Origin of the sequence: Inquilinus sp. NPDC058860 (assembly GCF_042743185.1) — a bacterium.
Classification (GTDB): Bacteria; Pseudomonadota; Alphaproteobacteria; order DSM-16000; family Inquilinaceae; genus Inquilinus.
In genome coordinates, this window is the sequence record NZ_JBHYMS010000051.1 from 16,291 (window position 1) to 28,539 (window position 12,249).

Genomic DNA, 12,249 nt, shown 5'->3' on the forward strand with positions numbered 1-12,249 from the left:
CCATGAGCGAGACGCCCCCGCCCGCCGCCCCGACTCCTGGCGACCGCCTGGCCCAGATCCAGGAGTTCCTGCTGGTCTGCGACCAGTTCAAGCAGATCACCCGTCAGAACACCCTGACCGACGGCAGCCGGCGCGAGACCGACGCCGAGCACACCTGGCACATGGCGCTGTACGCCCTGCTGCTGAAGGACGAGATCGGCTTCGAGGTCGACATCGCCAAGGTCCTGTCGCTGATCCTGGTGCATGACCTGGTCGAGATCCATGCCGGCGACACCTTCGCCTATGACGATGTCGGCCGGCAGGATCAGGCGGCGCGTGAGGCCGAGGCGGCGGTGAAACTGTTCGGCCTGCTGCCGCCCGACCTGCGCGACCGGGTGCATGGCTGGTGGACCGAGTTCGAGGCCGGCGAGACGCCGGAGGCCCGCTTCGCCCGCGCGCTCGACCGGCTGCAGGCCTTCGCCCAGAACGTCATGAGCGGCGGCAAGTCCTGGCACGAGCACGGCGTCACCCGGACCCGGACCTTCAGCCGGATGCAGGAGGCGCTGGACAGCGACCCGACGATCCGGCTGCTGGTCGAGCGACTCTACGGGCGGGCCGACCGGGAAGGCAGCTGGGTGCCGGAGCCCAATCAGGCCTGAACGCCCTCCAGCCGGACGCGGTCTTCCGCCAGCGCGGCCGCGAGCCAGTCGGCCACCGTCCGGATGCGCGGCACGTCCCTGGCCGGGCCGGGCAGCAGCAGCCACAGTTCGCGCGTGACCACCGGGACGGGGCCGGACAGGCGTTCCAGCCCCGGTTCCTCATCCGCCATGAAGCAGGGCAGCATGGCGCGGCCGAGTCCGGCCTGCACTGCGGCCAGCAGCTCGATGCCGCCGCTGACCCGAAGCAGCGGGTCACGGCCGCCGGGCTGGTCGCGCAGCCAGACGCTCTGCGGCAGCTCCTCATGCGCCTTGTCCAGGGCGATCCAGCCATCGCCATCGGTGCCCCGCGCGCGATAGACGGCGTGGCCGATCCGGGCCGCCAGCCGCGCCGCCAGATCGCCGGCGCGCGGCCGGGCCAGGCGCAGGGCGATGTCGGCGTCGCGGCGCTCCAGATCCGCATTCGTCTCCGCGCTCAGGATCGTCGGCCGCAGCCCGGCATGGTGCCGGTACAGCGCACCGAGGCGCGGGATCAGCCAGGAGGCGAAGCTGGGAAGCGCCGCGATCCGGATCGGGCCGGAGACCGCGGCGTCACGGTCGCGCGCGGCGTGCTCGATGGCCGCCGCCGCCCGCTCCATCGCCTCCGCCTGGGCGGCCACGGCGGTCCCGACCGGCGTCGGCCGGAACCGCCGGTCGATCCGCTCGAACAGCGGCGTGCCCAGCACGGATTCGGCTGCGGCCAGGCGGCGCGACACGGTGGTCTGGTCGACCCCCAGCGCCTGCGCCGCGGCGGAGGCGGTGCCGTGCCTGGCGATCGCCAGGACAAAGCGGGCGAGATCCCAATCCATATCTGCAGTATTGCAGACTGCTTCGGCAGAATCTCGGCTTTCCTGCAGGCGAGGCGGCAGCCAAATCTGATCGCGTGATCCGCCGCGACCCCCGCGGCGGCCGGATGCCGGAGAGCCGGATGAAGCTGTACTACGCCCCCGACACCTGCTCGCTGTCGCCGCACATCGTGCTGCGCGAGCTGGGCCTGCCTTTCAACCTGGTCCGGGTCGACAACCGGACCAAGCGGACCGCCGATGGCGGCGACTTCCTGGCGATCAACCCCAAGGGCTATGTCGCGGCGCTGCAGCTTGATGACGGCCGGGTGCTGACCGAGGGGGCGGTGATCGTGCAATACCTCGCCGACCTCAAGCCCGAGGCCGGGCTGGCGCCGACCAACGGGACGTGGGAGCGGGTGCGGCTGCAGGAATGGCTGAGCTTCATCACCAGCGAGATCCATGCCGGCTTCAGCCCGCTGTTCAACCCGATGCTGCCAGAGGAGGCGAAGGCGATCCTGCGCGACAAGCTGTTCCGCCGCTTCGCCGTGGTCGAGGACGCGCTGCAGGCACGGGATTACCTGCTCGAAAGCGGTTTCAGCGTCGCGGACGTGTACCTGTTCACGTTGCTGGGCTGGACCCGGTTCTTCGCCATCGACCTCGGCCGCTGGCCGGCGATCGCGGCCTATCTGCAGCGCATCGGCGCCCGCCCCTCCGTGACGGCGGCGCTGGCCGCCGAGAGCTCGGCCCAGGCCGCCTGACCCCTTTCACCCCAGGAAACGACGATGCGTCCCAAGACCCTGCTCGACCATGCCGGCGCCCGGCTGGAGCCCACCGCCCTGTCGGAGGCGGTGCTGGTGCTGATCGACATGCAGCGCGAATACAGCGACGGCCAACTGTCCCTGCCCGGATGGAGCGCGGCGGTCGAGGAGGCGGCGGGCCTGCTGTCCCGGGCGCGCCGCCTGGGCACCCCGATCATCCATGTGCTGAACGAGCGCAAGGGCGGGCTGTTCGACGTCGACGGCCCCTATGTCGCCCCGATCGCGGCGGTGACGCCGGCGGCCGGGGAGGTGGTGGTGAAGAAGGGCCTGCCCAACGCCTTCGCCGGCACCGACCTGGCCGGGCGCATCGCCACCACGGGGCGCAGCAAGCTCGTGACGGTCGGCTTCATGACCCATATGTGCGTCGACGCCACCACCCGCTCGGCGGTTGACCACGGGCTGTTCTCGACGGTCGTCGCCTCGGCCTGCGGCACCCGCGACCTGCCGGATCCGCTCGGCGGCGTGCGGCCGGCGGCGGAGGTGCACCGGGCGGCGCTGACCGCCCTGGCCGACCGCTTCGCCGTCGTGGTGGCGCAGGGGGATGCCGTCCGCGACTGACGCGCTATCCTTTGGGTGAAGGCGGCCCGCCAGGGCCGCCGATCCCATCGGGAGGATCGCGATGGCCGCGAAACATGCCTATCCGCCCGCGGAGGTCGAGGCCCGCCTGGCCCGCGACCTGCCGCGCTGGCGCTTCGAGGACGGCACCATCCGCCGGCGCTACGAGACGCATGGCTGGAAGGGCACGATGCTGGTCATCGGCGCCATCGGCCATCTGGCCGAGGCCGCCTGGCATCATCCGGAGATCGCCGCATCCTGGGGCTGGGTCGAGGTCCGGCTGAACACGCATGACGCCGGCGGCGGCATCACCGACCGCGACTTCGCCCTGGCCCGCAAGATCGAGGAGGTGGTGGCCTGGCAGCCGGCCCGCGACGGCGCCGGGCTGGACGGCACCCCCGCCGATCCGAGGTTCGCCTACCTGAAGTACGACTGAGCGGCTCACCCCTCGCGGCGGCGCTCGAAGCGGACGCCGATCGCCTCGGCCTCGGGGAAGACGTCGAGCTTCTCGACCTCGGTCGTCGCCCGCAGCACCATCGGATGGGCCATGGCGAGGTCCAGCACATGCTCGGCAACCGTCTCGATCAGCCGCACATGCTCCTTCTCGGCCAGCGCCCGCAGGCCCTGCACCAGACCTTCATAGGAGGGGATGCGGCCGATGTCGTCGCCGATGCCGCCGGCCGGCAGCTCGACCTCCATCTCGACGCTGATGCGGACGCGCTGGCGCCGCTCCTCCTCATGGGCATAGACGCCGATCGACATCGGCACGACGAAATGGCGCAGCCGGATCAGATAGGCGGCCGCGCGGGCCGTTTCGGCCGTCGGAAAGGTTGTCGGCTTCGATCCGGCGCGCGTGACGAGCGGGATCGGGGAACGGTTCGGGGCACTCATGGGGCGATCCGATTGGCGGACGCAGGGCCGTGACTCTGCCGGCCGAGGGTCCGATGGCGAGGCACGGGCAGTCTGGCCGTGCAATGGCCCAAGCAGGAGCATCCTGCCGCGATCGGTCGGGGAAGGCGAGAGGGAAGTGCACGCATGGCGTGCATGGCTCCCGCCACCCCGGCGAGGCGGATCCGGGACGGATCAGGTCGTGAGCAGGATGGCCCCGCGGCCCTCGATCGGCTCGGCGCCGGCGATCTTGGCGACGATGTCGCCGGGCCGCACCAGGCGATGCAGGCAGTGCGACCACAGCACCCCGTCGACCCCGGCGTGGAGCGGCGTGCGCGCCTGCGCCGGATCGGCGGTCGGGTCGACGATGTCGGCGACATGCTCGCCGCGGCGCAGCCGGGCGCCGAGCGGCTGGGAGTAGGTCACGATGCCGGCCACCGGGGCGCGCAGCATCTCGTTGCCGGCCAGCGGCGTGGCGTCGCACCGCGCCTCGGGCAGCGGGCCGGGATCGCCGGCCACGACGCCGCGGCGCTGCAGGAAGCGGACCAGGGCGTCGGCGTCGGCCCCGGCGGTGGCGTCGTCGACATCGGCCTGGCCGCGCAGCTCGATCGTCGCCGCCAGGCAGGCCGGGGGCAGCGGATGGGCGTCGCCGAGCAGCTTGCGCAAGACCCACCACGGCGCCGAATTCGCCTCGTCGAACGGGTTGTCGCCGGACTCCTCGGCCAGCAGCACCACCTCGGCCCCGAACTCGCGGGCCAGGTCCTCGCCATCCGGCCACAGCGGCGTGCCGAGATAGACATGCACCGGCGCCCGGTTGTCGCAATGCAGGTCGAGCACGAAATCGGCGTCGATCGACAGGCCCAGCAGCAGCTTGCGCAGCGCGCCGGTCTCATCGGCCGGCTGCTGTTCCGCCAGCGCCGCCAGCAGGGCCGCGCGCACCAGCCGGATGTTGCGCTCGGCGTCGCCGGTCAGCTGCCCGGCGATGCGCGGCGCCACGATCGAGGCCAGGTCCGGGTAGTGGCGGTTGAAGTTGCCGCGGCCGTCCAGGGCGAAGCGGCCGACGTGATACTCCAGCACCGATTGCGACAAGCCGATCGGGTTGGCGGCCGGCACCACCACGATCTCGCCTTTGATCGCCCCGGCGGCGTCCAGCGCGTCGAGCCGGCGCAGCAGGTGATGGGCGGCCAGCATGCCCGGCAGCTCGTCGGCGTGCAGCCCGGCCTGGACATAGGCCTTGGGACGGGCCCCGGGCCGGCCGTAGCGGTGCACGGTCACGGCGCGGCTGGTGCCGAGGGCGGGGGAGGGCAGCGGGATCTGGCTGACGGTCTTGGTCATGGCGGCGCTCTGGCTAAAGGCGCGGCACCCTAGCGCAGCGGTCGCCGGAAGGCATCAGTCTCCAGCTGATGATTTTTTCGCCAGTGCCGCGAGTGTTGCCTAAATTTTGCCCAATCCGGGTTGATCGGCTCGCCTCGATCCTCGGTTTCGCCCGCTGCCGGCAAAACCGGCACGGCACTTGCTTGAACCCTCGGCGAAGGCGGTTCGTGCCGGTGCCGACAGGGCGGCTGCCGACCGTCAGCCGGAAAGACGTAGGCTGGAGAAGACTCAATGAAGCGGACGTTTTGGGGACTGGGGGGCGTGTGCGCCGCCTTGCTGACGGCGTTGCCGGCATGGGCGCAGGACGCGGCGGCGACGCCGACGCTGAATTCGGGCGACACGGCCTGGATGCAGACATCGATCGCGCTGGTCCTGATGATGACCATTCCGGGCCTGGCGCTGTTCTACGGCGGCATGGTGCGCAAGGCCAATGTGCTGTCCATCTTGATGCAGTGCTTCGCCATCACCGCCCTGATCAGCATCATCTGGATGGTGCTGGGCTACAGCCTCGCCTTCGGCCCCGGCGGAGCCTATGTCGGCGACCTGTCGCGCGGCTTCCTGAAGGGGCTGTCGGTCGACGCGCTGACCGGGACGATCCCGGAAAGCGTGTTCATGATGTTCCAGATGACCTTCGCGATCATCACGCCGGCGCTGATCGTCGGCGCCTTCGCCGACCGCATGAAGTTCTCGTCGCTGCTGGTCTTCACCGCGCTGTGGTCGATCATCGTCTACTCGCCGATCGCGCATTGGGTCTGGCAGTCGAACGGCTGGCTGTTCGGGGCCGGCGTGCTCGACTTCGCCGGCGGCACGGTGGTGCACATCAATGCCGGCATCGCCGGCCTCGTCGCCTGTATCGTGATCGGCAAGCGGCACGGCTACGGCGCCGGCGTGGTGCATGCCTTCGCGCCGCACAACCTGGTGCTCAGCGTGATCGGCGCCTCGCTGCTGTGGGTGGGCTGGTTCGGCTTCAACGCCGGTTCGGCGCTGGCGGCGGGCGGCCTGTCCGGCATGGCCTTCGCCGTGACCCACATCGCCACGGCGGCCGCGGCGCTGGCGTGGATGTTCGTCGAATGGGGCGCCAAGGGTAAGCCCAGCGTGCTCGGCGTCATCTCCGGCGCGGTCGCCGGCCTGGTGGCGATCACCCCGGCCTCCGGCTTCGTCAACCCCATGGGTGCGCTGGCGATCGGCGTCGCCGCCGGCATCATCTGCTACTTCGCCGCGACCTCGGTGAAGAAGGCGTTCGGCTACGACGACTCGCTCGACGTGTTCGGCGTGCACTGCGTCGGCGGCATCGTCGGCGCGATCCTGACCGGCGTCTTCGCCGATCCGTCGATCAACTCGCTCGGGACCGGCCTGCTCTACGGCAACCCCGGCCAGGTCTGGATCCAGGTCGAGGGCGTGCTTGCCACGCTGATCTGGAGCGGCGTGGTCACCGCGGTGCTGCTGTTCCTGATCAAGGCGGTCATGGGCCTTCGGGTTTCGGAAGAGGCGGAGCGCGACGGCCTCGACCTCGCCCTGCACGGCGAGGCGGTGCAATAGCGCGTCGCATAGTGGCGGCCAGACTTGGGGCGTCCTCCGGGACGCCCCTTTTTTGCCCGTGGCGCGGGCTGCCGATTTCTTGGGCACAAAAGAAGAGGGCGGCCGAAGCCGCCCTCCCTCAGTCCTGAACCGGGATCCCGCGTCAGCGGGCCTGGGACATGGCGATCACGGTGTCGCCCATCCGGTTCGAGAAGCCCCATTCGTTGTCGTACCAGCTCAGCACCCGCACGAAGGTGCCGTCGATGACCTTGGTCTCGTTGATCGCGAAGATCGAGGAATGGGCGTCGTGGTTGAAGTCGGTCGACACCAGGTCTTCCTCGTAGAAACTGAGGATGCCCTTCAGCTTGCCGCCGGCGGCCTGCCTGATCGCCGCGTTGACCTCCTCGACCGTGGTCGGGCGCTTGGCGACGAACTTGAAGTCGACGACCGAGACGTTCGGCGACGGCACGCGGATCGAGGTGCCGTCCAGCTTGCCCTTCAGCTCCGGCAGCACCTTGCCGACGGCCTTGGCGGCGCCGGTCGAGGTCGGGATCAGGTTCAGCGCCGCGGCCCGGGCCCGGTGCAGGTCCTTGTGCATCGTGTCGACGATGCGCTGGTCGCCGGTGTAGCTGTGGATCGTGGTCATGAAGCCGTGATCGATGCCGATCGCCTCATGCAGCACCCAGGCGACCGGCGCCAGGCAGTTGGTGGTGCAGGAGGCGTTGGAGACGATCTTGTGCTCGGCCGTCAGCTTGTCGTGGTTGACGCCGTAGACGACGGTCAGGTCCTCGTCGGTCGCCGGGGCCGAGATCAGCACCTTCTTGGCGCCGGCGGCCAGCTGCTTGGCGGCGTCGTCGCGCTTGGTGAAGATGCCGGAGCATTCCAGCGCGATCTCGACGCCCAGCGCGCCCCAGGGCAGCTGGGTCGGGTCGCGCTGCTGCACCGCCTTGATGCCGTGGCCGTTGACGACCAGCGTGTCGCCCTCGACCGCGATGTCGAACGGCGCCCGGCCGTGCACGCTGTCGTATTTCAGCAGATGGGCGTTGGTCTTGACGTCGGCGAGGTCGTTGATCGCGACCACCTCGATGTCCTTGCGCCCGGATTCGATCAGCGCCCGCAGCACCAGGCGCCCGATGCGCCCGAACCCGTTGATGGCAACCTTCACGGCCATGTCGTCTTCTCCGATCCGATGGTCTCGTACCGATAGCGGATGGGGCGCCGACCCGTTCCCTTCAGGACGGGCCGGTCCCCGGCATCGGCATTACAGCTTGGCCTTGGCGGCGGCGACAACCGCCTCGGCCGTGATCCCGAAATGCTTGTACAGCTGGTCATAGGGGCCCGAGGCGCCGAAGCCGGTCATGCCGACGAAGCCGCCCTCCGGACCGATATAGTGGTCCCAGCCCTGGCGCACGCCCGCCTCGACCGCGATGCGGACCACGCCCTGGCCCAGCACCCGGCGGCGGTAATCCGACGGCTGGCGGTCGAACAGCGCCGAGCAGGGCATGGAGACGAGGCGGGTGCCGATGCCCTCGGCCTCCAGCGCCTCGCGCGCCTCCTTGGCGATCGACACCTCCGAGCCGGTGGCGACCAGCAGCACGCGCGGCGTGCCGGTGGCCTCCTCGAGGATGTAGCCCCCCTTGGCCGACAGGTTCTCGGCATTGGCGTTGCGGCGCAGCGTCGGCAGGTTCTGGCGGGTCAGCGCCAGCACCGACGGGGCGTCCTCGGTCTCCAGCGCGATCTGCCAGGCCTCGGCGGTCTCGACCGCGTCGCAGGGGCGGAACACCATCAGGTGCGGGATCGCCCGCAGCGCCGCGACATGCTCGACCGGCTGATGGGTCGGGCCGTCCTCGCCGAGGCCGATCGAGTCATGCGTCATGACGAAGACGACGCGCTGGCGCATCAGCGCCGCCAGGCGGATCGACGGACGGCAATAGTCGGTGAAGGTCAGGAAGGTGGCGCCGTAGGGGATGACGCCGCCATGCAGGGCCAGGCCGTTCATCGCCGCCGCCATGCCGTGCTCACGCACGCCGTAGCGGACGTAGCGACCGCCATATTTGCCGGGCTCGATGTCGGTCGAGGCCTTGGTCTTGGTGTTGTTCGACGGCGTCAGGTCGGCCGAGCCGCCGATCAGCTCCGGGATCGCCGGCACCAGCAGCTCCAGCACTTGGCCGGAGGCGACGCGGGTGGCCAGGCTCGGCTTGGTCTCCGAGATCTCGGCCTTGAACTTCGCCAGGATGCCGTCGAGGCCGGAGGGCAGGACGCCGGTGTTGGCCTGGCGGAAGGCGGCGCGGGTCTCGGCCGGCGTCTTCAGCAGGCGGGCGTCCCAGGCCAGGCGCTCGGCCTCGCCGCGCTTGCCGATCTCGCGCCAGGCCGCGATCGTGGCCTCCGGCACCTCGAAGGGCGGGTACGGCCAGTTCAGGTTGGCGCGGGTGGCGGCGACCTCGTCCTTGCCCAGCGGCGAGCCGTGGGTGGCGCTGGTGCCCTGCTTGTTCGGGGCGCCCCAGCCGATGATGGTCTTGCAGGCGATCAGGCTCGGCCGCTCATCGGCCAGCGCCGCGTCGATCGCGGCGGCGATCGCGTCGGTGTCGTGGCCGTCGATCCGCTGGACATGCCAGTGATAGCCTTCGAACCGCTTCTGGACGTCGTCGCTGAAGGACAGCGTGGTCGGGCCATCGATCGAGATGTGGTTGTCGTCGTAGAGGACGATCAGCCGGCCGAGCTTGAGGTGTCCGGCCAGCGAGCAGGCTTCGTGGCTGATCCCCTCCATCAGGTCGCCGTCGCCGCAGGTGACCCAGGTGTGGTGGTTGACCAGGTCGTCGCCGAAGCGGGCGTTCAGGATGCGCTCGGCCAGGGCGAAGCCGACGGCGTTGCCCAGGCCCTGGCCCAGCGGGCCGGTCGTGGTCTCGATCCCGGCCTCGTGATCGACCTCGGGATGGCCCGCGGTGTGGTGGCCGAGCTGCCGGAAATGCTTGATCTCGTCGAGCGTGATCTTGCTGTTGCCGGTCAGGTACATCAGTGAATAGAGCAGCATCGAGCCGTGGCCGCCCGACAGGATGAAGCGGTCGCGGTCGGCCCAGGTCGGGGCGGCGGCGTCGAACTTCAGGTAGCGGCTGAACAGCACCGTCGCGACGTCGGCCATGCCCATCGGCATGCCGGGATGGCCGCTCTTCGCCGCCTCGACCGCGTCCAGGGACAGGAAGCGAATGGCGTTCGCCATGTCGGTGTGGGTCACGGTCCGGGGGCTGTCGCTCATGGCATCGATCCGTTCGGGACACGGGAGGATCCGACGATAACCCGCCCGGGCTCTCGTCGGAAGCGGCGGCACCATGCAGCCCCGGTCGGCCCGCGTCAATGCCACCAAATGCCCATTTCGGGCCGAAATTGCCGGCGGAAAGGTCGGACATTCGCGAGGCCTCGCCCGCCATCCGCAGCGTCCATGATCTGCTGTGTCGGCATTCGAAACCATAAAATTTAAAAGACTTTGATGCGTAATCGTTGAATTTTCGCAGTATTGCCGAAGGCCATGGATTTGAATTGATGAAATCCGGAATCGCTCTATAGGGTCCATAGACATCGGAAGAGGGGAGGGATGATTGCGGAAGTTTCAATTCTGGCCCGCCGCGGCCGTCATCGGCCTGGGCGGATATCTGGCCTGCGGCCCGGCCCTGGCCGATGCCACCTCGGCCCTGGCGGCGCGCTCGGCGCCGCTGCTGGTGGAGCGCGGCGTCCCGTACAAGGACCTGAACCGCAACGGCCGGCTGGATCCCTATGAGGATCGCCGCCTGCCGCCGGCGGTGCGGGCCCAGGACCTGGTCCGGCGCATGACGCTGGAGGAGAAGGCCGGCCAGATGCTGCACGCCACGCCGGCCACGACCGCGACCGGCGACGGCTGGACCGCGGAGTCGCTGGCGACGCTGATCGGCGGCCGGCATGTCGGCGCCATGATCAGCCGCCTGGCCGGCACGGCCCAGGCCCAGGCCGTGGCCGCCAACCAGGCCCAGGAAGTGGCCGAGCAGACCCGGCTGGGCATCCCGGTGATGCTCAGCTCCGACCCCCGCAACCATTTCCAATACGTGCCCGGCGCCAGCGTCGAGAACACCGCGTTCTCGCAATGGCCGGAGACGACCGGGCTGGCCGCCATCGGCGATCCCCGCCTGGTGCGCCGCTTCGGCGACGTCGCCCGGCAGGAATACGAGGCGGTCGGCCTGCGCATGACCCTGTCGCCGCAGGCCGACCTGTCGACCGAGCCGCGCTGGCCGCGGATCAACGGCACCTTCGGCGAGGATCCGGACCTGGCGAGCCGCCTGGTCGAGGCTTATGTCGCCGGCTTCCAGAACGGCGAACGCGGCCTGAACCGCGGCAGCGTCGTCGCCGTGGTCAAGCACTGGGTCGGCTATGGCGCTGCCGTCGACGGCTTCGACGGCCACAATCATTACGGCCAGGACCTGACCTTCCCGGCCGGCCGCTTCCAGGACCATGTCCGCGCCTTCCGCGGTGCCTTCGCCGCCGACGTGGCCGGGGTGATGCCGACCTATTCGGTGCCGCCCGCGGGCCTGACCCTGTTCGGCCGGCCGCTCGAGCGGGTCGGCGCCGGCTTCAGCAAGCAGCTGCTGACCGACCTGCTGCGCGGCCGCTTCGGCTTCGACGGGCTGATCCTCAGCGACTGGGCGATCACCCAGGACTGCGACGTCCATTGCCGCGACGGCTGGCCGGACGGGCAGGCGCCGGGCTTCGCCGGCTTCGGCACGCCCTGGGGGATGGAGCAGGCCACGGTCCAGCAGCGTTTCGTCAAGGCGATCGATGCCGGCATCGACCAGTTCGGCGGCACCAGCGACGATCCGGCGCCGATCGTGCAGGCGGTGCGCGGCGGCCAGGTCAGCGAGCGGCGCCTGGACCAGTCGGTGGTCCGTATCCTGGTGCAGAAATTCGCCCTCGGCCTGTTCGAGAACCCTTATGCCGACGAGGCTGCGGCCGGCCGCATCGCCGGCAACGCCCGCTTCGTGGCGGAGGGCAAGTCCGCCCAGCAGGCCTCGCTGGTGCTGCTGGAGAACAAGCCCGCGGCGATGCGCGGCGCCGGCCGCGGCCGGCCGATGCTGCCGCTGAACCCGCTGCTGAAGCGGGTCTGGCTGCACAATGTCGACGCGGCGGCCGTCCGCGCCCGCGGCTTCACCGTGGTCGACGACCCGGCTCAGGCCGATTTCGCCCTGGTGCGGACGGCGGCGCCGTACGAGATCCTGCACCCGAACTACACCTTCGGCAGCCGGCAGCACGAGGGGCGGCTGGATTTCCGCGACGGCGATGCCGATTACGAGGCGGTCAAGCGCGCCTCGGCCGTCGTGCCGACCATCGTTACGGTCTATCTCGACCGGCCGGCGGTGCTGACCAACATCAGCAGCCGCGCCGCGGCGCTGCTCGGCAATTTCGGCATCACCGACGACGCGCTGCTGGACGTGCTGCAGGGCAAGGCCCGGCCGCGCGGCCGGCTGCCCTTCGAGCTGCCGTCCTCGATGGCGGCGGTGCTGGCCCAGGCCTCGGATGCGCCCTATGACAGCCGGGCGCCGCTGTACCCGTTCGGCTTCGGCCTGCGCTACGGCGGGCCCATCGCTTCGGCCGAATAAGTCCTGGAGACCCTCCCGG

General features: G+C 70.2%; 11 protein-coding genes. 6 read left to right on the top strand and 5 right to left on the bottom strand.

What is annotated here, in order from left to right:
- The first annotated feature begins 2 nt into the window (after positions 1 to 2).
- Complete coding sequence (locus ACFW16_RS27510; RefSeq protein WP_380311144.1) at positions 3 to 638, top strand: HD domain-containing protein; 636 nt, start codon at positions 3 to 5, stop codon at positions 636 to 638.
- Here ACFW16_RS27510 and ACFW16_RS27515 read toward each other — a convergent pair.
- Positions 629 to 1,483, bottom strand: a complete 855-nt coding sequence (locus tag ACFW16_RS27515) for a LysR family transcriptional regulator (RefSeq protein WP_380311146.1) — start codon at positions 1,481 to 1,483, stop codon at positions 629 to 631. The two genes, ACFW16_RS27510 and ACFW16_RS27515, sit on opposite strands and share 10 nt — an antisense overlap.
- 119 nt (positions 1,484 to 1,602) lie before the next feature.
- Here ACFW16_RS27515 and gstA point away from each other — a divergent pair, with 119 nt between their 5' ends.
- The 3 genes from gstA (at position 1,603) to ACFW16_RS27530 (ending at position 3,268) form a co-directional block, all read left to right on the top strand.
- Positions 1,603 to 2,217, top strand: a complete 615-nt coding sequence (gene gstA, locus ACFW16_RS27520) for a glutathione transferase GstA (protein WP_380311149.1) — start codon at positions 1,603 to 1,605, stop codon at positions 2,215 to 2,217.
- A gap of 24 nt (positions 2,218 to 2,241) precedes the next feature.
- On the top strand, positions 2,242 to 2,835 hold the full coding sequence (locus ACFW16_RS27525) for a cysteine hydrolase family protein (protein WP_380311151.1): 594 nt from the start codon (positions 2,242 to 2,244) through the stop codon (positions 2,833 to 2,835).
- 61 nt (positions 2,836 to 2,896) lie between these two features.
- Positions 2,897 to 3,268: a 4a-hydroxytetrahydrobiopterin dehydratase gene (locus ACFW16_RS27530; RefSeq protein WP_380311153.1), complete on the top strand. Its 372-nt coding sequence runs from the start codon at positions 2,897 to 2,899 to the stop codon at positions 3,266 to 3,268.
- A 5-nt stretch (positions 3,269 to 3,273) separates the two neighbouring features.
- On the opposite strand, the gene ACFW16_RS27535 is transcribed toward ACFW16_RS27530, so the two are convergent.
- Together ACFW16_RS27535 and ACFW16_RS27540 are read right to left on the bottom strand one after the other, a co-directional pair.
- A complete protein-coding gene (locus tag ACFW16_RS27535; protein ID WP_380311155.1) occupies positions 3,274 to 3,723 on the bottom strand; it encodes a dihydroneopterin aldolase in 450 nt (149 codons plus the stop codon).
- Positions 3,724 to 3,915: 192 nt separating this feature from the next.
- Entirely contained in the window at positions 3,916 to 5,055 is a 1,140-nt protein-coding gene (locus ACFW16_RS27540) for a succinylglutamate desuccinylase/aspartoacylase family protein (RefSeq protein ID WP_380311157.1), read from the bottom strand.
- Positions 5,056 to 5,325: 270 nt separating this feature from the next.
- On the opposite strand from ACFW16_RS27540, the gene ACFW16_RS27545 reads away from it, so the two are divergent.
- Complete coding sequence (locus tag ACFW16_RS27545; protein WP_380311159.1) at positions 5,326 to 6,633, top strand: ammonium transporter; 1,308 nt, start codon at positions 5,326 to 5,328, stop codon at positions 6,631 to 6,633.
- A 142-nt stretch (positions 6,634 to 6,775) separates the two neighbouring features.
- Here the strand turns inward: ACFW16_RS27545 and gap are convergent, their stop codons facing one another.
- A complete protein-coding gene (gene gap, locus ACFW16_RS27550) occupies positions 6,776 to 7,783 on the bottom strand; it encodes a type I glyceraldehyde-3-phosphate dehydrogenase (RefSeq protein ID WP_380311161.1) in 1,008 nt (335 codons plus the stop codon).
- A gap of 90 nt (positions 7,784 to 7,873) precedes the next feature.
- Positions 7,874 to 9,865, bottom strand: a complete 1,992-nt coding sequence (tkt, locus tag ACFW16_RS27555; RefSeq protein WP_380311163.1) for a transketolase — start codon at positions 9,863 to 9,865, stop codon at positions 7,874 to 7,876.
- A gap of 340 nt (positions 9,866 to 10,205) precedes the next feature.
- Between tkt and ACFW16_RS27560 the strand changes: the two genes are divergently transcribed.
- Positions 10,206 to 12,230: a glycoside hydrolase family 3 protein gene (locus ACFW16_RS27560; RefSeq protein ID WP_380311165.1), complete on the top strand. Its 2,025-nt coding sequence runs from the start codon at positions 10,206 to 10,208 to the stop codon at positions 12,228 to 12,230.
- The last annotated feature ends 19 nt before the right edge of the window (positions 12,231 to 12,249 follow it).